The following is a 25,416-nucleotide window of genomic DNA, read 5'->3' on the forward strand; positions in this document are numbered from 1 at the left end:
TATTTGCTTTCGAAAACAAATTAAAAACATGCAGGGGAAAAAGATTGGTATAATAGGTAGCGGGAGCTGGGCGACGGCGATGATTAAGATGCTATGCGAAAATGACCAAGATAAACATATTTTTTGGTGGATTAGAAAAGAGGAAGATGCTGAATACATCCAAAAATTTAAACATAACCCGACCTATTTGAGCGGGGTCGCTGTTGATTTGAGTATTACCAGCATTGATACGAATGCCAAAAATGTAGTTGCTAATTCGGATATTGTTATTTTAAATACGCCAGCAGCTTATTTGAAAGATGCACTGCGGGGTGTCACCCAGGAAGACTTCAAGGATAAAATAGTTGTATCCGCTATCAAAGGGATTATTCCTAAGGACAACTTAATTATCGGGGAGTTTTTGGAGCAGTACTATGCTATCGATATGAAACAGATCTGTGTGATTGGTGGTCCCTGTCACGCCGAAGAAGTAGCCTTGGGGAAGCTGTCGTACTTGACATTTGGTTGTAAAAATTTGGATAATGCGGCCTTGGTGGCTTCATTTTTATCTTCCCGGGTTATTAAAACGATCCTTTCAGAAGATATCTTAGGAATTGAATTTGGAGCCGTATTAAAGAATATTTATGCATTGGCAGGGGGGATATGCCATGGATTAGGCTATGGCGACAACTTTCAGGCTGTATTGGTTTCCAACGCTATTCGGGAGATGCGTCGTTTTGTAGCTAAAGTAGATGGCGACACATCCCGTGATGTCAATACTTCTGCTTACCTAGGCGATTTATTGGTTACGGCATACTCACAATTCAGTCGCAACAGAACATTTGGGAATATGATCGGAAAAGGGTATAGTGTGCAATCTGCTCAGCTCGAAATGAATATGGTCGCTGAAGGCTATTATGCGTCCGCCTGTATTCAGCAATATGCAGAAAAGTATGCTGTTGAACTGCCTATTTGTGATGCCGTATATCAGATTTTATATGCTCATCAACCTGCATCCAAAATTATTCAGGCTTTGAGCGAAAAATTAACTTAAACCTAGCAACGAAGTAGATGATAACAAAAGAAGCGATTGCTTTAGCTTATAAAGAAATTCAAGATGAAATATGCCAGGCGCTGGAGCGTTTGGATGGTTCGGCCCGGTTTGAAGAAGAACTATGGGAAAGAGAAGGCGGAGGCGGAGGTCGTACACGGATTATTCAGAACGGTAATATATTGGAAAAAGGTGGAGTCAACTTTTCTGCTGTACATGGTAAATTACCGGAAACCATAAAGAAAGCCTTTGGTGTTGATGAAGATGATTTCTTTGCCACCGGAGTTTCCATTGTTATCCATCCCAATAATCCATGGGTGCCCATTATCCATATGAACATCCGATATTTCGAATTGAATGAACAAATGCGATGGTTTGGAGGGGGAATCGACCTGACACCGCATTATGTAAATGAAACGGATGCCCGTTTTTTTCATCAGCAGTTAAAATCGGTCTGTGATAAACATAATCCGAGCTTTTACGATGAATTTAAAAAATGGGCCGATGACTATTTTTTCATTCGCCACAGGGAGGAAACTCGGGGAATAGGCGGCGTTTTCTACGATAAGCTAAATACCGCGAAGACCGGAATGTCTATGGAAGATATTTTTGCATTTTCCTGTGACTTGGGCCGTAGCTTTGCGCCGACCTATACTGCGCTGGTCGAAAAAAATAGAAGTAAAACATTTAATGAGGCGCAGAAAAATTGGCAATTGATCCGTCGGGGACGTTACGTTGAGTTTAACTTAGTCTGGGATTCCGGTACTAAATTTGGACTTGAAACAAATGGCCGCATAGAGTCTATATTGATGAGTCTACCTGCCCAGGCCAATTGGGTATATGACCATCGACCTGAAGAAGGCTCCGAAGAAGCCAAGACCTTATCCTTATTGCGAAAAGGTATTAACTGGATTTCATAAAATCGAAAAAAACAGCATGGTTTCATACCAGAAATTTACATTAGAAAATGGACTTCGTGTATTAGTGCACGAAGATCACAACACGGCTATGGCCTGTGTGAATATATTATATGACGTCGGCGCTCGCGACGAATCTCCTGAGCAGACTGGTTTTGCCCATTTGTTTGAGCATCTCATGTTTGGTGGGAGCGTTAATATCCCTAATTTTGATACAGAGCTGCAAAAAGTTGGTGGTGAGAACAATGCTTTTACAAGCAATGATATTACCAATTACTATATTACATTACCTTCTTCCAATCTGGAGACCGCACTCTGGTTGGAATCCGACCGCATGTTAAGTCTGGCATTCTCTCCGCAGAGCCTTGAAGTACAGCGAAATGTCGTGAGCGAAGAGTTTAAACAACGCTATCTTAATCAACCCTATGGCGATGCCTGGCTCAAGCTGCGTCCACTGGCTTATAAGGTTCACCCATATCGTTGGGCTACTATTGGGAAAGAGCTGAAACACATCGAAGATGCAACGATGGCAGATGTCAAAGCCTTCTTTAAATTGCATTACAACCCACAGAGTGCAATTATGGTTATTTCGGGGGATGTACATTATGAGGAAGTGAAATCCTTGGTGGAAAAATGGTTTGGCGATATTGCGCCTGGCCAAAAATACAATCGGCAGTTACCGCAAGAGCCGAAACAGCAGGAATTGAGAAGAGAAACTGCTTATGCAGCGGTACCTTTGGATGCCCTGTATATGGCATTTCATGGCCCAGCACGGTTAGAAGAGGGATATTTCGCAATGGATTTGCTATCGGATATCCTTTCCAGAGGCTCTTCGTCAAGGCTTTATCGTAGATTGGTAAAAGAGGAGCAACTCTTTAGTGAATTAAATGCCTATGTCATGGGCAGCATCGATAATAACTTATTTGTTATTGAAGGCAAACCCTCCGAAGGAGTATCATTGGAGGAAGCCGAACGTGCTGTATGGGCTGAGCTTGATCTATTGAAAAAAGAGTTGGTGTCTGACTCCGAGCTGGAAAAGGTGAAAAATAAAATCGAGTCAACAAATGTGTTTGCCGAATTATCTATCTTGGATAAGGCGATGAATTTGGCTTTTCATGAATTGCTTGGTGACGCCAACGGCATTAATACAGAAGTGTCAAAATATCTAGCTGTCACTGCCGAAGAAGTACAACAGCAAGCAAAAGCTATTTTTAATCCCGAAAACGCATCAATATTAATGTATAAAGCACAAGAGGAGGAGGTACGACATGTTGGATAGAACAAAAGCACCCGAATTCCGTGAAATCGGTCATATAAGCTTGAAAGAACCTGTCAAAAAGCAGTTTGCCAACGGACTACCTGTGTATATATTTCATTCTCCTGAACAGGAACTTGTCCGTATTGAGTGGATTTTTGAGAATAAGTATCTCGATGGGCAAATCGAAAACCCGCTGCTTAACAGTGCATTAAGTGCCTTGCTTAAAGAGGGGACAATGAGTATGTCAAGCGCTGAAATTGCAGACAAAGTAGATTTTTATGGCGCATTTCTTGTCCCTGAATATTCTTTCGATGTAACTTCCCTGTCTTTGTATACCTTAAATCGACACAGTAAGGTTTTACTACCACTTGTAAAAGATATTTTAACGGAAGCATCGATTCCGCAAGAAGAACTTGATACCTATCTGCGTAATAACAAACAAAAGTTTCAGGTATCGATTCAAAAAAATGATTACCTAGCGAGACGCAAGTTCTATAATCTGATCTTCGGTGAAAGTAACCGTTATGGGCGTACACCAAAATTCGAAGATTATGATGCCATTAGCCGTGAGCAATTGATAGAACTGTATCGAAAAGAAATTGTTCCTGATAATTGTACCTTGATTGTTTCGGGCAATGTCTCCGAAGATCTCATCAGTGAACTGGAACAGATCTTTGGATTTGAGTGGCTTAAACTTGGGACCGCCTCCTCTGCGGATGGCCCATTATTAACGCAAAAGTCGGGCGATTTGGCATATGAAGAGAAAGAAAATGCGCTGCAATCAGCCATTCGTTTAGGAAGTCAGACTATATCGAGAACCCATCCGGATTACCCCGCATTACAGTTTGTAAATACGCTGCTCGGGGGCTTTTTTGGCTCCAGACTGATGCGTAATATCCGAGAGGAAAAAGGATATACCTACAGTATTGGGTCGGCCGTAGCAACATTAAAGCATACTGGATTTTTGACCATTGCGACAGAAGTAGGCGTAGAGGTGACGAATGCGACTTTAGCCGAGATAGAAAAGGAAATCGATCTGCTAAAGACCACATTGGCGTCGGTAGAGGAAGTTGATTTGGTAAAAACCTATATGGAAGGATCAATGCTGGGATCGTTAGAGAGTATATTTTCTCATGCGGATAAATTCAAGAGTGTTCTTTTGAACGATATGAACTTAACGTATTATTCTTATTACATGGAGGAAATTAAAAATATGACACCCGAAAAAGTTCGTGATATTGCCAATAAATACCTTGATTTTAAGCAAATGGTAAAGGTTATTGTGGGTAAGTTCAATCCAATGGAGCCGATTCATCAAGCGGTTGTAAATTAAATTTCTCAGACTACAAAAATCAAATTCAACTTTGTATTTTTGGTTTTTGTTAAAAAAGCATACGATCCAGCATGGAATTAAAATTAAACAGACCATTGGTATTTTTCGATTTAGAGACGACAGGTGTTAATGTTGCAACCGATCGAATTGTCGAAGTATCATTTTTGAAAGTGATGCCCAATGGTGAAGAAACTGTATATACGAAGAAAATTAACCCGGAAAGACCTATTCCTGCAGAATCCACGTTTTTTCATGGCATTCGTGATGAGGATATTAAAGACGCACCTACATTTAAAACCATTGCTGTAGAATTGGCTACCTTCATCGGTGATGCGGATTTGGCAGGATACAATTCGAATAAGTTTGATGTGCCGATGCTTATGGAAGAATTTTTACGTGCTGGCGTAGACTTTTCGTTGGAAGGCCGTGCCTTTGTTGATGTACAAAACATCTTCCATCAAATGGAACAGCGTACATTAAAAGCCGCCTATAAGTTCTATTGCGATGAGAACCTGGAGAATGCGCATACCGCTGAAGCAGATGTACGTGCGACTTACGAAGTGTTAAAAGCGCAACTCACCAAGTATGAGGGAGCAGCATTTGAGGATCGTCATGGGGTCGTTTCGTATCCTGTAGTCAATGATGTCGCTGCTTTACACGAATTTACCAACTTAAGTAAGCCTGTAGATTTTGCAGGGCGCATTGTATATAACGAAGATGGATTAGAAACCATCAATTTTGGTAAGCACAAAGGAAAACCTATTGTGGAAGTATTTGAGCAGGAACCAAGTTATTACGCCTGGATGCAGAACGGTGATTTCCCTTTATACACCAAAAAGGTATTGGAAAATATCTGGATAAAATATAAGAAAGAAAAAAGTGAGCAAAAAGCGAAAGCAGCATCTAATCATTCGGTAGAGGATAAAAAGACTGCTAAAAAGGAATTCAATCAACAGAAAGAAGAGACAGCTCAAAGTATCTCGCTGGATATGCTGAAAGAATTGCAGGATAAATTTAAAAAATAACTTTATTAATAGCTTAGAAAAAGGATTATGGAATTCAAACAAGAAGTGGAGCATGTACAATGTTTGATTATTGGTTCAGGTCCAGCGGGGTATACTGCAGCGATTTATGCAGCCCGTGCGGATATGAAACCGGTGGTTTATACAGGTATTGTACCGGGGGGGCAATTGACACAAACAACAGAAGTAGACAATTTTCCGGGATATCCAAAAGGGATTACCGGTCCGGTTATGATGGAAGATCTGCGGGAACAAGCTGAACGCTTTGGGACATCTGTGCGCTTTGGTTATGTGACCAAAGTAGATTTTACTGGCGATGTACATCGTGTAGAAATTGATGGCACAGTACAAGTTACTGCAGATACAGTGATTATTGCTACAGGAGCAACAGCAAAATGGCTGGGCTTGGAATCTGAACAAAAATATAACGGTTTTGGGGTATCAGCTTGTGCTGTATGCGACGGTTTCTTCTTTAAAAATCAGGAAGTGGCCATTGTGGGTGCTGGAGATACTGCCGCTGAGGAAGCCACTTACCTTGCGAAATTATGTTCCAAAGTACATATGTTAGTGCGCCGTGATGAGTTCCGCGCATCCAAAGCCATGGTACACCGCGTTATGAACACACCTAATATCGAAGTACATTACAACTCCGAAGCAAAAGAGGTTTTAGGTGATGGCCAGGTAGTCACTGGAATTCGCGTCATCAACAACAAAGACCAATCCGAGAAAGTCCTGGAAGTGACAGGTTTCTTCGTTGCAATTGGTCATAAACCGAATACGGAGTTATTTACGGGGATATTGGATATGGATGAAACTGGCTACCTGATTACTAAGCCAGATAGTACTGCAACCAATATACCTGGAGTCTTTGCATGTGGAGATGTACAGGATAATATATTTCGTCAAGCAATTACTGCCGCCGGTACCGGCTGTATGGCTGCGCTTGAAGCAGAAAGATACCTTGCTGCCAAAGAAAGCGGAGAATAACACAATCTGCAAAATAGGGAATTCCAACAACGGATTACTCCCAATAGAATATATGGATTAAAGTTGCTGTCCAAAAAGCCCGATTTGATATCGGGCTTTTTTTTAGATAACTGCTATTTACCTGGATCTATCTTGTAAAAATAAATAAGTCCTGGGCAGAATATAAAAATAGTTTTCAAAAAGACTACTTGATTAGTAGTCTTTTTGAAAACTATTTTTATATTTGTTCTGTCGTTAACAATTGGCGTTGGCAACGAACATAAAATCTAGACTACAAATTTTGAACAAGTATGAAAAACGACTATCTAATCGCTTTTAGAAGCAACGGAGAAACTACTCCAATTTTTAATTCCTTCCTTTTCATTTGTCGAATGCGAATGTGCTGTTAAGCACCCCTTTTTCCTTATTTATACTTCGTTAAGTAAGTAATTCGAATTTTAATAACAAGGATACCAATGGCGTTGGCACTTGTTTGCGTATTCACTTTAAAATAGAACTGACAATGAAAAATTTCAGCGTACTTTCGTATGCTATATTAATCCTGCTTGTACTGTATACCTTTGTACCGGTCCTGGCACAGCAACCTCAACCGATCATCAATGCCTCCTTAATAGGAACAGTAATTGATGGCACGACCAAAGAACCCATTGAAGGGGTGACCATACAACTAGAGGCCGTAACACATAGTGTAAAAACAGACCGTAATGGTAAGTTTCAATTTGTCACGGGACAGAAACTTCCTTTTACCCTTATCCTAACCTTTGTTGGTTATCAGAAGAAAAGGGTCGTCGTAAATACCTCTCCGGCTGTTATTGAGCTTTCTCCAAGCTCGGAGGATCTGGAGGAAGTCGTGGTGGTCGGATACGGAACCCAAAAACGACGTGATTTGACGGGGGCAGTGGCTTCCTTACCGGAAAACCTCCTTAAACAACCAGTGTCTTCGCTCGATCAGACCTTAAAAGGTGGAATCGCCGGTGTTCAGGTTACACAAACCTCAGGACAGCCTGGAGGAGGGGTGAGCATTCGTATTCGGGGCGGTGCTTCCATACAAGGTGGAAATGAGCCGCTGTATGTCATCGATGGCTTTCCAGTATATAATCAGACAGAAAGTACAGGTGTCGGAAGCGGTACTCCCGTGAATCCTTTAGCCAGTATCAATCCTGCAGATATTGAAAGTATTGAAGTGCTTAAAGACGCTGCGGCGACTGCAATATATGGATCGCGCGGTGCGAATGGCGTTATTCTGGTCACCACGAAAAAAGGAAAAGCCGGCCATGTGCAGTTAAACTATGATGGTAGTATCGGGACACAAACTGTGCTCAAAAAGATTGATGTGCTGAAAGCGCGTGATTTTGCCATTCTCCGCAACGATGCGCTGTATGATGCCAACCCAAGTTTGGGGCCAAATCAATATCGGAAACAGTCAGAACTGGATCAATTGGGCGAAGGAACAGATTGGCAAAAAGCGGCCTTCCGGACCGGAAGAATACAAAACCACCAACTATCGTTGTCTGGAGGAGCTGAGAAGGTTCAGTATTTTCTGGGTGCTAATTATTTTGATCAGGAAGGTGTCATCCTAAATACAGATTTCAGACGCTTGGGATTTCGCTCAAATATCAACGCAAATCCCTTCGATCGCCTGCAGGTAGGGGCCAACTTATCCATTAATAAAACAAACGCACAGATCGCTCCAGCAGGTATTGTGAATGCATTGCTTATTATGCCGCCGACAGCAACGATATACGAACCTAATGGTACTTACACACTGCGTAACCCCTTTGAGAATATTTTCGCTAATCCGATAGCAACATTGAAAGAAACGACAAATACATCAAATGGTTTACGGGTTTTGGGTACTTCCTTTGCGCAATATCGTATTTTACAAGGACTGCAGGCAAAAGTGCTTTTTGGGGTCGATCTGAATAATCGGGATGACAAATTCTATCTTCCGTCTTATATCTATGAGGGTGCGGGATCGAAGGGGGAGGCGAGCTTAGGAAATTTAAATGGTAACTCTTGGTTGAATGAAAATACCCTAACCTATACCGGGGTTATCGGACAGCATAATTTTAACGCGCTCCTTGGTTTTACACAACAGGAAAATAAAAACGAAGTATTTAGTGCCGGTGCGCAGAATTTTGTTACAGATGATTTACTTTTCAATAGTTTACAGAGTGGGTCTACCTTGACTCGACCTTCGTCGGACACTTATAATTGGGTCTTGCATTCCTATTTAGCACGGGTAAACTATAATTATTCAAATAAATACTATGTTTCAGCCAGCATACGCCGTGATGGTAGCTCCAGGTTTGGCGCTAACAATAAATGGGGCAATTTTCCCTCATTGGCATTCTCCTGGCGTATAATAAATGAACCTTTTTTTAAACAGGCTTTCCCTGCTATTGATGACTTTAAAATACGAACAAGTTTTGGTACAACCGGAAATCAGGAGATAGGACAATATCAGTCACTCTCCACACTGTATAGCCTAAATTATCTCTTTGGAAATAACGTGGTCACAGGCTTTGCGTCGCAACGGGTTCCAAACAAGAATCTGGGCTGGGAAACCACGTTCCAATATGATGCTGGTTTTGACCTTTCACTCTTGAAAAACCGATTACAGTTTACCGCCGACTATTATTATAAAAAGACGAAAGACCTATTGTTGAATGTTGAGATACCCTGGACCTCAGGTTATGCCACTTCCTTACAAAACTTTGGATCTGTTTCAAATCAAGGTTTGGAGTTTGGCCTGAAATCAAAAAATCTACAGGGAAACTTTAGTTGGAATACAGATCTAAATATCTCTTTTAACCGAAATAAAGTGTTAACTATTGGTGAAGGAGCTACATCTTACATTACTGGAAACTATATTATTAAGGTAGGAGAGCCTTTGGGTACTTTCTATGGGACCGTAATCGATGGTATTTTACAACTGGGTGAGGAGAGTAGTAAAGGAGTATTAACCGGGAACGCCAATCCGAAGGCTGGGGATCGCGTGTATAAGGATATTAATGGCGACGGCCAGTTTACCACTGCCAACGACCGGACCATCATCGGCAACGCACAACCTGATTTTATATTTGGTATCAGTAATACGCTTTCTTACAAAGGATTTGATTTGTCTTTCTTGATTCAGGGAACTGTTGGCAATGACTTACTGAACATCAACCGCCAAAACCTTGAGATGTTTACCGGTCAGCAGAACGCATCAATTGATGCACTTAAACGCTGGACAACAAGCAATCCAAGTCAGCTATACCCGAGGGCCAAGCTGGATCCTGCTCCGGTATTCTCGAATCAGTTTGTTGAAAGTGGATCATTTGCCCGGCTGAAATCCCTGCAGTTTGGCTACAACTTTCCAAAAGAATGGTTGAAAAATGCACATATTACAAATTTGAACCTATATCTGGCTGCACAAAATCTATTGACATGGACCAATTATAGGGGGTTTGATCCTGAGGTAACTTCAGGTAGCAATGTCCAGATTGGTACGGATGCTGGAATTTATCCTGCCGCTAAGTCTATATCTATAGGTTTATCCTTAACCTTCTAACTTATACAGATCGCAATGAAAAAAAAATATTATCCCATCACCTTATTCATCGTTTTGTTAACCGGAATATCTTGTTCAAAATTGACTGAGAAGCCCGAGAGCGCATTGGTTTCGGAGCAGTTCTACCTGAATCAAGGACAGGCCGTTGCTGCAGTGACAGGTACTTATCGAAAACTGTATGAAACAGGACAATCTTTGTACAACAGTTTATTTCAGATTGCTGTGGAAATGGCGACAGATGATTATGAGGCCGGACCTCGCGCGCGGAATGCCCATGTGCGCGCTATAAGCAACTTAACCCACGACGCCTCAAATGACCGAATGGAACAACTCTGGAAACAGAGTTATGATGCCATTAATGCATCAAATCTGAATATCGTTAATATTGAAGCGATGACGCAAAATCAGATTGATGTCACCATACAGCAACGGTTGATCAATGAAGCCAAATTCCTACGGGCATTACATTATTTCAATCTAGTACGCTGGTTTGGCCCTGTTCCACTCGTTTTACGTCCGATTGAAGGTTTATCGGCAGAAGAACTGTATGTGTCAAAGGCGTCAGAAAATGAGGTCTATGCACAGATTATAAACGATTTAAAAGCGGCTTCCAGCTTGCCGAATTATAAAAATTATGGCGATGCAGACAAAGGGCGGGCTACATCCGGTGCGGCTAAAAGCCTTCTGGCAAAGGTATACCTGACCCAGTCAGATTGGACTAATGCGAAGCTGCTGGCCAAGGATGTGATTGACAAAGAAGGATATGCGCTTTTTCCAGATTTTTCAGATGTCTTCAATACAGAGAAAAAAAATGGTATTGAACATATTTTTTCGGCGCAATTTAAAGGAAATAGTGGTTACCAAGGGAATTCATTGGCAAGTCGTTCTGCGCCGGCGGATATACCCGGGATCAATGGGGACTATGCCGATGCTTTACATAGCGAGGGTGGTCTCTATAAGAGCTTCGCAGTAGATGATAAACGCCTTTCTGTGACCTTTACAACAGGTATGATATCACCCAAAGATGGTAAATACTATGCGCTGACCAAACCACAATTCAATAAGTATTATGACCAGACCGTGGTCGGTAATCAATCTCAGTCTTCAAAAAATACGCCCATCATACGATATGCTGAAGTTTTGCTTATACTGGCTGAAGCAGAGAATGAATTAAATGGTCCAACACAGGAGGCTCGGGATGCAATTAATGCGGTGCGCGCAAGGGCCGGCATCGAAAAGCTGTCTGGGACTGAAAACAAAGATAGCTTTCGGGAACTGGTATTTGAGGAACGACGGAAAGAATTGGTGTACGAGTACCAGCGCTGGTTTGATTTGGTACGTCGAGGGGCGAATTATTATATCAGCAAATTAAAAGCTGCGGGAAAAACGAATGCCGCACCGCGACATCTTCATTTTCCAACGCCGCAACGAGAGCTGAATTTGAATCCGAAATTGGTTCAACATCCGGACTGGTTGGCCAAATAGTGAATTACAGCGCTGTGAGAAAATAATTTGATTTTATTCGCATCGCAAAATATGATAAATTATGAAAACAATATACATTCTTATCGCACTTTGTATAAGCTGGATATTCAATAAGAGTATAGCGCAGGACAAACGACCAAATATTGTGTTGATCCTAGTTGATGACTTGGGTTTTTCAGATATAGAACCTTATGGTGGAATAGATTTCCGTACACCAAATTTGACAGAGCTGGCAAAACAGGGGACCCGGTTCCAGGAATTTTATAATAATTCGATCTGTGCTCCCACTCGCGCAACATTGTTGACAGGTCAATATGCCCATCGTGCTGGTATAGGATATTTTAATGTTAACCTGGGCTTACCCGCATACCAGGGATTTTTAAACCACGAATCGCAGACGCTGGCCGAAGTACTGAAAGGAGCGGGGTATTCCACCATTATTTCTGGAAAATGGCATGTTGGCGATGACTATGATCAATGGCCAGCGCAGCGAGGTTTTGAACGCTCGTTTAATTTTGTGGGCGGTGCATCCAATTTTTATGAAATTAATGGGCCTGAAAATCCTAGTGTACCCTTGTACCGAAATAACAAACCATTCTATCTACCCAAGGGACGTTATCTAACCGACGAAATTACAGATCAGGCAATTGGTTTTCTGCGCGAGCAGGCGCAGGATAAAAAACCTTTTTTTCTGTATCTCGCCTTTAATGCACCTCATTGGCCTTTGCAAGCTCCAGAACACGAAACCCAGAAATATCAGGGAGTATATCAGCAGGGCTGGGACAGTTTGCGTATGAAACGCTATGAAAATGCGGTTCAAAAGGGCGTTTTCCCTAAAGGCCAGCCTATTGCCGCAAAGGACTCAACTGTGCAGCAATGGAACAAGCTTACCTATGATGAACAGCAATATTGGCAACGTCGACAGCAGGTGTTTGCCGCCATGGTCGATCGGGTGGACCAAAGTATTGGAAAAGTCAGGCAAACATTAAAAGAACTCAAGAAAGACAAAAATACGATCATCATCTTTTTGTCCGACAATGGAGCCCAGGGTGGAGAGCGCAACCGAATCTACACCTCCCGAAATACAGAGACTGTAGGTTTGCCAGGTTCTTATGATATGCAAAATAGCAACTGGTCCCAAACAGGGAATTCCCCTTTGCGAAGCTATAAGGATAACCCCTATGAAGGGGGAATCGGGGCACCTTTCATTGTCTGGTTCCCAAAGGAAGTGAAAGCGAACGTCGTTAAAAAGGGGACGGGGCACCTGATTGATATTGCACCTACGCTATATGATTTTGCACAAGCAAAATACCCGTCAACACAAGGGGATTCAACCATCAATCCTTTACCAGGCCTTAGTCTGCGCGAATTGTTGCGCACTGATAAAAATCAGATTGACCGTCAAAGCCCACTGTTTTGGGAACGTGCAGGTAATAAAGCTGTACGATATGGTAAATGGAAACTTGTGTCTTTATTCAAAGATGGGAATAAGCCACAGCTTTACAATATTGATGAAGACAGAGGGGAAAATAAGAATGTTGCAGAACAATATCCAGCAATTGTCCAAGACCTCGAAGCACGTTATAAAATATGGGCACAGCAGAATGGTGTCGTGGACTATAATCTGCTGAAAACAAACAACCAATTTCGTTAGGCCTAGAAAGTGGGCCGGCGAAAAACTTCATGACATATCTAAAACGTGTAAAAAAGTGCATTGATACGCATGAAACTTAACATGTATACCGCCAAAGACAGCGGACATACCTCAATCTAAACATTATTGATGAACAAATAATTTAAATAGATGAAAAAAGTAACACTATGTATCGCCCTTATTTTGGGATGGGCAGGTGCTCTTTTGGCACAAGAAAAAAAGCCTAATATTATTCTGATTCTCGCCGACGACCTGGGGTACTCCGATTTAGGTGCCTATGGTTCGGAAATCGAAACTCCTAACCTGGATCGTTTAGCTAACGAGGGAATACGTCTAAAACAATTTTATAACAACTCCATCTGTGCCCCGACACGCGCATCACTGATTACCGGTCAGTATCAGCATAAGGCCGGAGTAGGTTATTTTTCCAATGATCTGGGCTTACCAGCCTATCAAGGTTATATCAACGCCGAATCATTGACCATTGCTGAAGTTCTTCGCTCAAATGGATACATTACAGCGACCTCGGGCAAATGGCATGTGTCAGGAAAAGGGAAGAGCCTACCCTGGGACCGCGGTTTCGACTTGGTTTTTCCGAAAGAAGAGAAGAATTCAGATTCGGGCGCTCCAACCTTTAAAGGAGCGACAGATGCCGCAGGCTATCCCTTGGAGAGTTCCTTTTCTACAGAGATCATCAATCGAGAGGCCGAAGGTTTTCTGGATCAGATCAAAGGTCAGGACAAGCCCTTCTTTCTATATTTGGCGCATACTGCACCGCATTGGCCTTTAGTGGCTTTGCCGCAGGATATTGCGAAGTACAAAGGACGGTACGATAAAGGTTGGGAGAGTATTCGTCGGGCACGTTTTGAGCGCCAAAAAGAGCTGGGGATCGTCGATCAAACAACAACACTTTCTATTGCTGACGAAGATATTTACGATTGGCAACGTTTATCCTTTGACCAAAGGCAGTTGTGGGCCAGGAAAATGGAAGTGTTCGCTGCAATGGTCGATCGCTTGGATCAGACCATCGGTAAATTGCTGCAAAAACTCAAAGAAAATGGACAATTAGACAATACGCTAATTGTGTTCCTGTCCGATAATGGTGCACCTGCGGAGGACTTGGTTCGCTGGTTCCATGGTGCCCGGTTAAACAGTGGACCAGTGGGCACCGTAGGTTCGTTTGAATCACAAAGCAAAAATTGGTCCTATGCATCAAATACACCATTCAAGGCATTTAAAGATTATACCTACGAAGGTGGAATCAATGCCCCATTTATCGCCTGGTTTCCCGGGAAGATTGCAAAAGGCGTGAAAAAGGGAATTGGTCATATCATTGATTTGGCGCCAACTTTTTATGAACTCGCCGGAGCTATTTATCCCAAGGAATTTCAAGGGCATCAGGCAAATAAACTCCCCGGGAAAAGCTTACTTCCAGTCCTTTTTAATCAAGAGGATACTGTAAAGCGCGAAGAAGGTCTTTTTTGGGAACGGGCCGGGAATCGTGCAGCACGGATAGGAAAGTGGAAACTGGTGTCCACATGGCCTTCCTACAAATGGGAACTATATGACCTGGAACAGGATCCGACAGAACGAAAAGATATTGCCGCCAAGCATCACGACGTTGTGTCCCGACTATCCACGGCTTACTTTCGCTGGGCCAAGGAAAACGGGGTAGTGGATTTTGCAGAATTAGAAAGTAAAGAGCCGGTCAGTATGAAGGAGTTTAGGGAAATTAAGGTGCAGGAAATTGCAGCACCAGCATTTCGTTTCTAAAAAATAAATTTTCAAATAAAACAGCATTTCTATAATCCGATTGAATGCGATTTAAACGATGCAGTTTATATTCCATTAAAAAGGCACCATGTTCCATTGGGTCTGGTGCCTTTCTATATCCGAATTATATTCGGCTATTATTAAGTCATTGCTCAACCTGACTGTTGAAACCTTACCGTTCTATTTATTTTCTTCGACTTCAAATACCGTGTCAATCTTCCAATTGGCTTTATCTTTGGACGCAGCCACTGCCAAACGGTCACAACGCTCGTTCAAGGGATGTCCGGCATGGCCTTTTACCCACACTAATTTGACCTTATGCAGTTTATAAACATTCATTAAACGCATCCAAAGGTCTTTATTCTTTTTACCTGCAAAGCCTTTTTGGATCCATCCATATACCCAATTTTTGTCAATAGCATCGATCACATATTTGGAATCAGAATAAACCGTAACGTTCTGATTTAAGTTTTTTAACGCTTCGAGGCCTACTATGACGGCCATCAATTCCATACGGTTATTGGTCGTTTTTCTATATCCTCCAGAGAATTCTTTTTCAATTAATTTGCCTTTGAATGCCTCGTTGTCGCCTGTATAGATAGTCCTTAAGATGGTTCCATACCCCCCTGGGCCCGGATTTCCACTGGATGCCCCGTCTGTATATAATTCGATCATACCTTCCAAACTTAGATAAATTTGTGTTTAAATACAATTATAATTGTGCGGACTCCCTGCGACATCCTGACAATCTGTATATAATATGATTTATTCGGTTTAGCATAAGCGTTTTCGCTGTAATTTATCGCTTACACGATAAAATTATGACGATTTATATGTATTTTGCTGGCTTAAACTCGTTATGTACTCGATAATTTAACTTTATGAAGTTTCAAAAGGTTTCTCTTTTTGTTCTTTTAGCGTCGGCATGTTTCAACGTCAGCGCACAGAACACAACGTCAGCTCAAAAAATGCAGTGGTTTGAGGATGCCAAGCTGGGTGTCTTTATTCATTGGGGGATATATTCCGTTGATGGTATCTCAGAATCATGGTCTTTCTTCAATAATTATATTAACCACGATAATTATATCAAACAGCTTGATGGTTTTACCGCCAAAAACTATAAGCCAAGCGAATGGGCTAAATTGATCAAACAAGCTGGGGCGAAGTACAGCGTCATTACAACAAAACATCATGATGGAATCTCTTTATGGAATACCAAAGCGGACAAAGCCATCACCACGGTGAAAGATGCCGCTGCCAAACAGGATGTTATTACACCATTTGTAGAGGCTATCCAACAGGAGGGGCTACATACCGGTCTCTACTATTCTTTACCAGACTGGAGCCATCCTTATTACGACGTATTTACCCGTGCAAGAAAACGCTACGAACTGGCTAAGGAGCCCGATCGTTGGAACCATTATGTTGAATATTATCAAAAACAGTTAAGCGAGTTATCACAACAATATAAACCCGAATTGATTTGGTTTGATGGGGATTGGGAACATAGTGCTGAGGAGTGGAAATCTAAGGAAACTTTATCGCTGTTGCGCAAATATAACCCCAATATCATTATTAATTCGCGTTTAAATCACCATGGCGATTACGAGACTCCTGAGCAAGGCATTCCAGTAACCCGGCCGGACGCTAAATTCTGGGAACTTTGCTATACCATGAATGACTCTTGGGGATATCAGCCTTTTGATAAGAAATACAAATCACCCAATATGATTATCCGTACGTTGGTCGATTGTATCTCCATGGGGGGCAATCTCCTTTTGGATATTGGTCCAAAAGCGGATGGAAGCATTCCAGAAGAGCAGATAAATATTTTGAAGCAGCTGGGTAGATGGACGAATAAACACGCAGCCGCTATTTATGGAACTAGAGCAGGTATCCCATTCGAAAATTATAACGGTAAGTCCGCTTTATCAAAAGATGGAAAAACCCTTTATCTCTATGTATATGAGCAGAAAACACAATTGCAACTTAAGGGATTGCTGAATAATTCCGTTCAACGGATTTCCGTTGTCGGGGATGCGGCTTCGAAGGTGATGGCAACAGCTTCCGATGCAACGATCCAGTTGGATCTGACGAAAGTGAACTTCGATCAGGATGTCACAGTATTGGCAGTGGAATTTAAGGATAAGGTTCGGTGGCAAACCCCGCAGGAAAAAGCGGTAAGTTTGGTATCTGTGTTAAATAATAAGCATACTGTTACCGCTTTAAATCAGATTGCATCAACCCTGCACGATGGAAAAAATATTTTTGATCATTCCGGTTTGACTTTAGACGGTTTGGAAACCAAGCTGCCAACAGGAAATCTGACAAACCCAACTGTATTAGATTGGATAAAAAATCATGCCGAAGCACTTTATGAAACTGGAAAAGGACTGCCGGAGGGACATTATGAAGGATTAAGCGCAGTTTCCAAAGATCGTCAGACCCTCTATCTTTTTGTCGAAGGGACACCGACAGGACCCATCGCGTTAAAAGGAATAAAGAATGGGATTGCACGGATTCGGTTGGTAGGAGAAGGTTCTATGATCAATCATGAAATTTTCAATAAATTATACTGGAGCAGTATTCCGGGGATCGTTTATATTCAGGCACCAAAGGAACGCCTGGATAAAAATATGACTGTTATTGCCGTACTATTGGACTCACCCTTGGCATTGCACCGTGAGAAAGTTGGCGCAATTGAAAATAACCTTTAATCGCTGCTAAACAAAATATTGGCGCCCAAGATGATAGCATCTTGGGCTTTTTTATCCAGTCAAAATAATTTTTGTTGCCGCTGTTATGGCGGGAATTATTTTTATGCTAACTTAGGACGATGAGTCTATTATATACCTCTCTTATAGCGCTGTCAACTGCCGTGCTATGTATTTCCTGTACTGCGGGAGATGGCAATAAAGTGGAGCGACAACGTGCAGATTCGCTGACGAATGAAGTGGTTAAAGGAAAAATGAGTTTGGAACGACTGGCCAAATCAGATGAATTTATGTATTTCAATGAAAAATACTTTTATGAACCGGCTGATTTGAAGGCGATACCTAAATTTGACAAGGTGCAGATTCAAATTGTAACCTATCGCATTTATAAACATGTTAAGCTGTCAGCCAACCGTTATCATTTTGCTGTAAAACAAGCAAAAGATCTGCATATCCCCAATAAGGCTTTTGTCTACTATCAACGTTCTTTTGATGAGATGAACCGAAAAGCTGCTACTAGTAAAGATTCGATCCGACTGGAACTTCCCGATGACTATGCTACTAAATTGCTAAAAGAGTAGTGTATTTGTTTATTATCTAAAAAGTATCCTTTCGAACCCAATAGATTTATTTATTTTTAGGGACTAAGCAAGCAAATGGAAAAGAAAAATATTGTTGTTTTAACCGGAGCAGGTATTTCAGCTGAAAGCGGGATACCAACCTTTAGGGATGCAAATGGATTATGGGAAGGACATGATGTGATGGCTGTTGCTTCTATTGAAGGCTGGAAGAAAAACCCAGCACTTGTTCAGCAATTTTACAACCTTAGACGGAAGGCAGCGTTAGCCGCAAAACCAAATGCAGCGCATCTCGCTTTGCAGCAGTTAGAGTCGGCCTACCAGGTCACCATCATTACGCAGAATGTAGATCTGTTGCATGAGCAGGCCGGATCTACAAAGATTATACATTTACACGGTCGATTGGATCAATCCAAGTCGTCCATTGACGATCGTTTGATTTACCCCATTGAGGGGGATGAGATAAAGATGGGAGATCTCTGCGAAAAAGGCAGTCAATTGCGACCGAATATCGTGTGGTTTGGTGAGGCTGTTCCAGAGATTGAACGGGCAATGGCCTATGTTTCTAAAGCAGATATCCTAATCATCATCGGAACTTCCCTGCAGGTTTATCCAGCGGCCGGACTGCGACAATTTGCACCAAGCTATTGCCGCTCATTTTTGATAGACAAGCAGATTCCGGATAGCACAAGATTGGGGCGTATAAAATGCTTTGAGGAGGCCGCGACTGTTGCGGTTCCTATTTTGGTAACTCAGCTGCTTCAGGAAGCCTCAGTTGGAGAATGATATAACAGTGCATTATAAACACAGGTAGTTTACGGTTTGAACGAGGAGAAAGTTGCGTAAAACCTCATAAATAGGATAACTTTATTGAGAGATAGATTAAAAACTTAAAAAATGAAAAGAATAATAGGACTGATTTGTAGTTCGGTATTGGCCATTTCTTGCCACAATAACTCGGCGATCAAAGTAAATCATAGTACAAACAATGCGCCGATACAATTGGATAGTGCGCAAGCAAGACATTTGCTTACCTTGCCCTTGCATTGTATTGAAGTTGAATATCCGAACAAATTGGGACAGGTACTCGGAAGTGACAAAGATCTAAAAGGGCCGCGCGCGCTACATCCAATTTTTTACGGCTGTTTTGACTGGCACTCTTCTGTTCATGGTTATTGGTCAATTGTCCGAATTTTGAAACAATTTCCTGATCTAGACAAGTCTGGCCTGATCCGGAAGCAGCTCAATCAGATTATTACAGCAGAAAATGCGGCAACAGAATTAGCATTCTTTCAAGATAAAAATAATAAAAACTTTGAACGCACCTACGGTTGGGCCTGGTTATTACAACTGCAAAAAGAGTTATTGACCTGGAAAGATCCCGATGCGGAACGCTGGGCAAAAATTCTGGATCCAATGGCAAAACATATTGTGAAAGCCTATCAGGAATATTTGCCGAAATTGGTGTATCCAATTCGTACTGGCTATCATGATAATTCAGCTTTTGGTCTCTCGCTGGCTTTAGATTATGCAAGGGGAGCCAATAATGTTGCCTTTGAAAAATCATTAACGACAAATGCGGTAAGGTTATATGACCATGACAAAAATTGTAATATTTCCTTTGAGCCTAGCGGTAGTGATTTTCTTTCCCCTTGTCTTGAAGAGGCGCTATGCATGAGTGCGGTTTTGGGGCAAGATGAATATCGCAAATGGCTAAAGGACTTTCTTCCGGAGCTTTTTAATCCAGACTTTAATTTGGAACCCGGCATTGTAAAAGATCGTACAGATGGGCATCTAGTTCACTTGGATGGATTGAATTTTAGCCGGGCCACCTGTTTAAATGGTATTGCTAAGGCACTGCCTGAGCTGAATCATCTACATGGTCTCGCCAATAAGCACTTAAAATATTCATTACCAAATATCACCTCCAAGGATGACTATATGGGCTCCCATTGGTTGGGGACTTTTGCACTTTATGCACTTTCTAAAAATTAGGCCCACGGTCTGCTAAAAGCTGGGATTGGATCGACGCTTACAGCACTAAGCTACAGTTTCTGAATTTACAGAATCTGTAGCTTACATATTTGTCTCGCCCCATTCATCCATAAGTACTAAAATTTTTTCCAATGAACGCCCCAATGCTGTTAGTTCATATTCTACTTTGGGTGGTACTTGTTGATAAACGATCCGATTGATCAGTTTATCCTGCTCAAGTTCTTTCAATTTGGCAATCAGCATGCGCTCTGAAATACCGACAAGTCTTTTTCGCAATTCACCATAACGCAACCTTTCTTCATGTAGGAGATAGGAGAGGATATTTATTTTCCATCTTCCCCCAATTACGGATAAAGTGAAAGCGATGCCACAATGACCTTTCCAGAAAGTTTCGTTGATATTATTGGTGGAGCTTTCTTTTCTGTTATTCATACTTACTTTTCTGTTGGTATCATACAATTTCGTGCGTACTGTTATTGATGCAATTTAATAAAGAAATTTGTAGCTCATCTTATAAAGTATAAAAATGGAAACAACAAAATCTATCGTTCATTGGTTGAGCTACGCCTATTACCTCTATGTATTTGGTTATGCTTCCTTATTTAAAGTTTTTCAGAAACAGTCCATGATGCAGAGTATGGATTCTTTGGGGTTTAACAAAACCTGGACATTAGGCATTGGAATAGGCGAGTTGCTGGGTGTTATATTTCTTCTTATAGGTTTGTACAAACCAGAATTCAAAACAGTAGGAATTTTACTTTTATTTCCATTTGCGATTGGTGCTTTTACGGCACATATGGCTCATCAGGAATATAATCATTATTATAATTCATTACTAATGTGTATGCTTAGTATTATCCTTCTTGCGACCGACAAAAATTTTAAAATTAGTATTTAGTGTTCTGCTAGCCCAGCAGTGTTATGAGAAGACAAAGCCAGTGACACACAACTTACTTTAGAATTAAACAAAACGATTTCTTTTCAGGATGAGTTCATAAGAGAGACCACAGGTCATTTTAACAATTCTATCCATCGAGTAATAAAACAAAATCTATTATGACGAAGAAAAGAGAACGCATTGAAAAAGCAGAAAATCAGATTGAAAATGAAAAAATAAGATCATTAAACCAGCATATCTCTGATGCAAGTGGTGAACAGATGAGAACAGATCAGGGCGTTAGGATCAATGATGATCAAAACTCGCTTAAAGCTGGCGAGCGGGGTGCCACGCTATTGGAGGATTTTATTCTCCGGGAAAAAATTACCCATTTTGATCATGAACGTATTCCTGAACGTGTGGTACATGCCCGTGGGGCGGGAGCGCATGGTATTTTCAGGTTATATAAATCGTTGGGTAATTTAACAAAGGCTGGCTTTTTGAATAACACTGAAATCGAAACTCCTGTTTTTGTACGTTTTTCAACTGTAGCAGGTTCCAGAGGCTCAACAGACCTTGCTCGCGATGTACGTGGTTTTGCGGTTAAATTTTACACGCAAGAGGGTAACTTTGATTTGGTGGGCAATAATATGCCTGTGTTTTTTATTCAGGACGCCATGAAATTTCCAGATCTGGTACATGCGGTAAAACCTGAACCCGACAATGAGATTCCCCAAGCGGCATCGGCTCACGACACTTTTTGGGATTTTATTTCCTTAATGCCCGAATCTACCCATATGGTCATGTGGCTCATGAGTGACCGTGCTATCCCGCGGAGTTATCGGATGATGGAAGGCTTTGGTGTACATACTTTCCGGCTTATTAATGAAAAGGGGGAGTCAAATTTTGTGAAATTCCACTGGAAACCTTTGCTCGGTGTGCATTCTGTAGCCTGGGATGAAGCGCAAAATATCTCGGGGAAGGATCCCGATTTTCATCGGCGTGATCTATGGGAGGCAATTGAAAGCGGGGTTTTTCCAGAGTGGGAGCTAGGTATACAGATTATTCCTGAAGCCGATGAATTTAAATTTGATTTTGACTTATTGGATCCGACGAAAATCGTGCCTGAAGAATTGGTGCCTGTCCAGCGGATTGGAAAGATGACCCTCAATAAAAATCCCGATAACTTTTTTGCCGAAACAGAGCAGAGTGCTTTTCATGTTGGGAATATCGTGCCTGGGATAGATTTCACGAATGACCCCTTGCTCCAGGGGCGGCTATTTTCGTATACAGATACTCAGCTGATACGCCTGGGCGGTCCTAATTTTCACGAGATCCCGATTAATCGGCCCATAAGCCCATCACATAACAACCAGCGTGATGGATTTATGCGTCAGCGCATTGACAGAGGTAAGACGAGTTATGGGCCCAATTCTTTGGGTAACAATTATCCGGCTCAGGTTAAAGAAGCCGAGGGAGGTTTTACGAGCTATCAAGAACGCATCGATGCTAAAAAAATAAGAGGCAGAAGCGCGAGCTTCCGCGATCATTTTAGCCAGGCACGGTTATTTTTTCATAGCCAGTCCGAACCCGAAAAAAATCATCTGATCGATGCCTTTCGTTTTGAATTAGGAAAGGTTAAAGCTGTCTCTGTACGCCAGCGTATGATTGGTATCCTGTCACTGGTAGACGTAGAATTGGCTACTAAAGTGGCAGCTGGACTGGGACTCAAGCTGCCCCAAAAACCAGAACAACCTATTAATCACAGTATCCTCGCTGATGGTAATCCAGCCGATTATGAGCCTATTCAGGTGAAAGCAACCCTGGAGAAATCTAATGCTTTGAGTATGGAAAACACAGTTAAAAATACCATTCGGAGTCGAAAAGTTGCTGTACTTGCTGCGGATGGCGTAAATGGGGAATCCTTAATGAAGGTTACAGAACTGCTAATGGGAGAGGGTGCCGTTGTACATGTTATTGCTCCTAAACACGGTGAAATAATTGCATCTAACAAGTCAAAGATATTGGTGGAAGAGAGCTTATTGACCGGAGCATCCGTCTTATACGATGCGGTATATGTGCCTGGAGGAAAACGTAGTGTAGCAACACTGGCAGAAGAACCCGATGCGATCCATTTCTTGAATGAAGCTTTCAAGCACTGTAAGGCAATCGCGATTGATGCCGAAGCAAAGGAGATCTTGCGGCAAACTTATTTTTTCGAAAAATTGCCGGCTGAAAGTTCTGAAGTTCCGACATTGGCTGATGGAGTTTTTATTGGAGAGGATCCCGCTATCTTGGCGGATCAGTTTATAAAAGCAATTGCAAAACACCGATTTTGGGAACGTGAAAAACTGCGGCAGGTGCCAGCTTAATGCAAATTTGCCATACAAAAGTAAAGCCCGCTTTAAGCGGGCTTTACTTTGAAATACTTATTTAGTTTTGCAATATTGTAATGGCGGCTTCATTACCTTGTTGTACAGCTAGATCCATAACCGAAAGTCCACGCACATCCAATAAGGTTTTGTTCGCCCCTTTTTCCAACAGAAGTTGTAATACCTCGTTTCTGCCAAACATGGCAGCAAACATAAGCGCTGTTCCACCATTTCCATGCTGTAGGTCTAAATTAGCGCCATAGTGGATTAAAAGTTCCGCAATGTCTTTATATCCTTTAAAAGCAACACCCATAAGCGCAGTATTCCCTCCCAGATCTTGAGCGTTAACGTCCGCACCTGCTTCCAGCAAAACTCGTGCAGCTTGAATTTGATTATTATAGCAGGCAATAATTAATGGCGTATAGCCTTTATCGTCACGACAATTCAAATCAATATCCTGTCGGATAAGTTCTTGTAGTACCGCAACGTTTCCTAATCGTGCTGCGTGAATAATCACTTGTGTCATTTGTATCATAGTGCTATCTTTTAATATTGCAAAGACATTTTTTAAGAAGCTCTTTTGTTGGAGCCTTAATTTTAAACATAAAGTTATCTAAAAGCCAGTTTCAAAGTTTCCCAGCTTTTAGATAATTCAATTAAGCCGCACCCCGGATTACCCGTAATAACACAACTATAATTGCGATGACCAACAAGATGTGGATTATATTTCCTGTCGCATAACCTCCAAAAAAACTGATTGCCCAAATGATTACCAAAATGACGGCAATGATGTATAATAAATTTCCCATAATATTGATATATTTTTCACTAAGAACAACAGCCGTTTGATGATTGTTTTATAATAAAAAAAACAAACGATCTGCTGCTGACTACGGTTATCTGTTAAAGTTTCTATTTACTGAAGTTGAATAATCTACGATATATTGTTTCCCTTTTATTCAAGAAGGATAAACTCAAAAAAAGAACACAATGGCAAAAGCGTATTTACAAATAACCTTAAAAATCAATCCTAGTGAAAAAGGTGCAGTAACAGGCATATATAACAAATTTCAGGACGCGTTTCTTGATCAGATAAAAGGCGCGATCGCAATGGAACTACTCGTTGGAGATGAGCATGTTCAGCTATTGCATGTTTTTGATACAGCAGAAGACGCTCACGTTTTCCTATCGACCGAGTTGTTCAATAACGATATCCTTGTCGCATTAAAATCCCTTGCTGTAGATACACCTGAGATCAGAATTTATACCGTTTTATAGTGCCGATATTTGTGGAACAGTTATTCCAGTAAGAAAGAGATAATTTCTGAAGTTCAATTCAAACAAGTATGGACAAAATACAGTTTTCCGAGGTATTGCTCAAGCGAATTAAGGATTCGCTATTTGCTCGTCAGGAGCGTTTAGCCGTGGCTGAGAGTGTCACAGCGGGTATGTTGCAATTTGCCTGCGCGCAGATGGAAAATGCGACAGATGTATTTGCTGGAGGCATTACAGCATATACTATCGAAGAAAAGACTCGTTTATTACAAGTCGATGTCAAGGAAGCCGAGCAATGTGATTGTGTCTCTCCGGGGATTACAGAACAAATGGCGGCTAGGATAACTACGTTATTTCAGACGGGATGGGGCATTGCGACCACGGGTTATGCAACGATTGTACCCGAATCAGAAGGAAAACTATATGCCTTTTTTTCAATCGCTTACCAAGGTCAGGTTTTAATTACCGAAAAAGTTGAGCTGGATCCGCAAACCGTAGCTGAGGAGGCTCAGTTTACGTATACTACGAAAGCCCTACAGGCATTTTGTTTGACCTTAGAAAAATCATTTTAAAAGATTAGACAAAATATA

Annotated in this window: 22 protein-coding genes; 18 read left to right on the plus strand and 4 right to left on the minus strand. The window is 41.6% G+C overall.

All coding sequences use genetic code 11. The features are described 5' to 3' along the window. Window positions 1-28 precede the first annotated feature (28 nt). The 10 genes from BWD42_RS03155 (at window position 29) to BWD42_RS03200 (ending at window position 15,015) form a co-directional block, all read left to right on the plus strand. Window positions 29-1,033: an NAD(P)H-dependent glycerol-3-phosphate dehydrogenase gene (locus BWD42_RS03155; protein ID WP_077433039.1), complete on the plus strand. Its 1,005-nt coding sequence runs from the start codon at window positions 29-31 to the stop codon at window positions 1,031-1,033. A 17-nt stretch (window positions 1,034-1,050) separates the two neighbouring features. After that, on the plus strand, window positions 1,051-1,950 hold the full coding sequence (gene hemF / locus BWD42_RS03160) for an oxygen-dependent coproporphyrinogen oxidase (RefSeq protein ID WP_077433041.1): 900 nt from the start codon (window positions 1,051-1,053) through the stop codon (window positions 1,948-1,950). Window positions 1,951-1,966: 16 nt separating this feature from the next. Further along, on the plus strand, window positions 1,967-3,226 hold the full coding sequence (locus BWD42_RS03165; RefSeq protein ID WP_077433043.1) for a M16 family metallopeptidase: 1,260 nt from the start codon (window positions 1,967-1,969) through the stop codon (window positions 3,224-3,226). Next, window positions 3,216-4,538 (plus strand): M16 family metallopeptidase, encoded by a 1,323-nt coding sequence (locus BWD42_RS03170; protein ID WP_077433045.1) that lies wholly within the window; start codon window positions 3,216-3,218, stop codon window positions 4,536-4,538. Before BWD42_RS03165 ends, BWD42_RS03170 begins: the two co-directional genes overlap by 11 nt. Window positions 4,539-4,609: 71 nt before the next feature. Beyond that, window positions 4,610-5,563: a 3'-5' exonuclease gene (locus BWD42_RS03175; RefSeq protein WP_077433047.1), complete on the plus strand. Its 954-nt coding sequence runs from the start codon at window positions 4,610-4,612 to the stop codon at window positions 5,561-5,563. Between the two features lie 27 nt (window positions 5,564-5,590). Continuing rightward, on the plus strand, window positions 5,591-6,547 hold the full coding sequence (gene trxB / locus BWD42_RS03180) for a thioredoxin-disulfide reductase (protein WP_077433049.1): 957 nt from the start codon (window positions 5,591-5,593) through the stop codon (window positions 6,545-6,547). A 502-nt stretch (window positions 6,548-7,049) separates the two neighbouring features. After that, entirely contained in the window at window positions 7,050-10,103 is a 3,054-nt protein-coding gene (locus BWD42_RS03185) for a SusC/RagA family TonB-linked outer membrane protein (RefSeq protein ID WP_077433051.1), read from the plus strand. A 15-nt stretch (window positions 10,104-10,118) separates the two neighbouring features. Then, window positions 10,119-11,588: a RagB/SusD family nutrient uptake outer membrane protein gene (locus BWD42_RS03190; RefSeq protein WP_077433053.1), complete on the plus strand. Its 1,470-nt coding sequence runs from the start codon at window positions 10,119-10,121 to the stop codon at window positions 11,586-11,588. A gap of 61 nt (window positions 11,589-11,649) precedes the next feature. Next, entirely contained in the window at window positions 11,650-13,242 is a 1,593-nt protein-coding gene (locus tag BWD42_RS03195) for a sulfatase-like hydrolase/transferase (RefSeq protein ID WP_077433055.1), read from the plus strand. Window positions 13,243-13,392: 150 nt separating this feature from the next. Beyond that, complete coding sequence (locus tag BWD42_RS03200) at window positions 13,393-15,015, plus strand: arylsulfatase (RefSeq protein WP_077433057.1); 1,623 nt, start codon at window positions 13,393-13,395, stop codon at window positions 15,013-15,015. Between the two features lie 180 nt (window positions 15,016-15,195). Here BWD42_RS03200 and rnhA read toward each other — a convergent pair whose 3' ends face one another. Next, on the minus strand, window positions 15,196-15,690 hold the full coding sequence (gene rnhA / locus BWD42_RS03205) for a ribonuclease HI (RefSeq protein ID WP_077433059.1): 495 nt from the start codon (window positions 15,688-15,690) through the stop codon (window positions 15,196-15,198). Between the two features lie 206 nt (window positions 15,691-15,896). On the opposite strand from rnhA, the gene BWD42_RS03210 reads away from it, so the two are divergent. The 4 genes from BWD42_RS03210 to BWD42_RS03225 all read left to right on the plus strand — a co-directional run bounded on the left by BWD42_RS03210 (window position 15,897) and on the right by BWD42_RS03225 (window position 20,302). Further along, on the plus strand, window positions 15,897-17,732 hold the full coding sequence (locus BWD42_RS03210) for an alpha-L-fucosidase (RefSeq protein ID WP_077433061.1): 1,836 nt from the start codon (window positions 15,897-15,899) through the stop codon (window positions 17,730-17,732). Window positions 17,733-17,851: 119 nt separating this feature from the next. Further along, a complete protein-coding gene (locus tag BWD42_RS03215; RefSeq protein ID WP_077433063.1) occupies window positions 17,852-18,310 on the plus strand; it encodes a hypothetical protein in 459 nt (152 codons plus the stop codon). A 75-nt stretch (window positions 18,311-18,385) separates the two neighbouring features. Next, window positions 18,386-19,093, plus strand: a complete 708-nt coding sequence (locus tag BWD42_RS03220) for a Sir2 family NAD-dependent protein deacetylase (RefSeq protein WP_077433065.1) — start codon at window positions 18,386-18,388, stop codon at window positions 19,091-19,093. A gap of 111 nt (window positions 19,094-19,204) precedes the next feature. Further along, window positions 19,205-20,302, plus strand: a complete 1,098-nt coding sequence (locus tag BWD42_RS03225) for a DUF2891 domain-containing protein (RefSeq protein WP_077433067.1) — start codon at window positions 19,205-19,207, stop codon at window positions 20,300-20,302. A gap of 81 nt (window positions 20,303-20,383) precedes the next feature. On the opposite strand, the gene BWD42_RS03230 is transcribed toward BWD42_RS03225, so the two are convergent. After that, window positions 20,384-20,734, minus strand: coding sequence for a winged helix-turn-helix transcriptional regulator (locus BWD42_RS03230; RefSeq protein WP_077433069.1), 351 nt, complete (start codon window positions 20,732-20,734; stop codon window positions 20,384-20,386). 94 nt (window positions 20,735-20,828) lie between these two features. Here BWD42_RS03230 and BWD42_RS03235 point away from each other — a divergent pair, with 94 nt between their 5' ends. Together BWD42_RS03235 and BWD42_RS03240 are read left to right on the plus strand one after the other, a co-directional pair. Then, entirely contained in the window at window positions 20,829-21,200 is a 372-nt protein-coding gene (locus BWD42_RS03235) for a DoxX family protein (RefSeq protein WP_077433071.1), read from the plus strand. A gap of 158 nt (window positions 21,201-21,358) precedes the next feature. Next, window positions 21,359-23,551 carry a catalase gene (locus BWD42_RS03240; RefSeq protein WP_077433073.1) on the plus strand — a complete coding sequence of 731 codons (2,193 nt, stop codon included), beginning with the start codon at window positions 21,359-21,361 and terminating at the stop codon, window positions 23,549-23,551. A 61-nt stretch (window positions 23,552-23,612) separates the two neighbouring features. Here BWD42_RS03240 and BWD42_RS03245 read toward each other — a convergent pair whose 3' ends face one another. Next, window positions 23,613-24,086, minus strand: coding sequence for an ankyrin repeat domain-containing protein (locus BWD42_RS03245; protein WP_077433075.1), 474 nt, complete (start codon window positions 24,084-24,086; stop codon window positions 23,613-23,615). A 121-nt stretch (window positions 24,087-24,207) separates the two neighbouring features. After that, the gene (locus BWD42_RS24435) at window positions 24,208-24,360 is read right to left on the minus strand and encodes a lmo0937 family membrane protein (RefSeq protein ID WP_139351003.1); all 153 of its coding nucleotides are present in this window, start codon (window positions 24,358-24,360) and stop codon (window positions 24,208-24,210) included. Between the two features lie 181 nt (window positions 24,361-24,541). Between BWD42_RS24435 and BWD42_RS03250 the strand changes: the two genes are divergently transcribed. Both BWD42_RS03250 and BWD42_RS03255 read left to right on the plus strand, forming a co-directional pair. Continuing rightward, the gene (locus BWD42_RS03250) at window positions 24,542-24,829 is read left to right on the plus strand and encodes a hypothetical protein (protein WP_077433077.1); all 288 of its coding nucleotides are present in this window, start codon (window positions 24,542-24,544) and stop codon (window positions 24,827-24,829) included. A gap of 68 nt (window positions 24,830-24,897) precedes the next feature. Beyond that, entirely contained in the window at window positions 24,898-25,398 is a 501-nt protein-coding gene (locus BWD42_RS03255) for a CinA family protein (RefSeq protein WP_077433079.1), read from the plus strand. The last annotated feature ends 18 nt before the right edge of the window (window positions 25,399-25,416 follow it).

This window comes from Sphingobacterium sp. CZ-UAM, assembly GCF_002000245.1.
GTDB lineage: Bacteria > Bacteroidota > Bacteroidia > Sphingobacteriales > Sphingobacteriaceae > Sphingobacterium.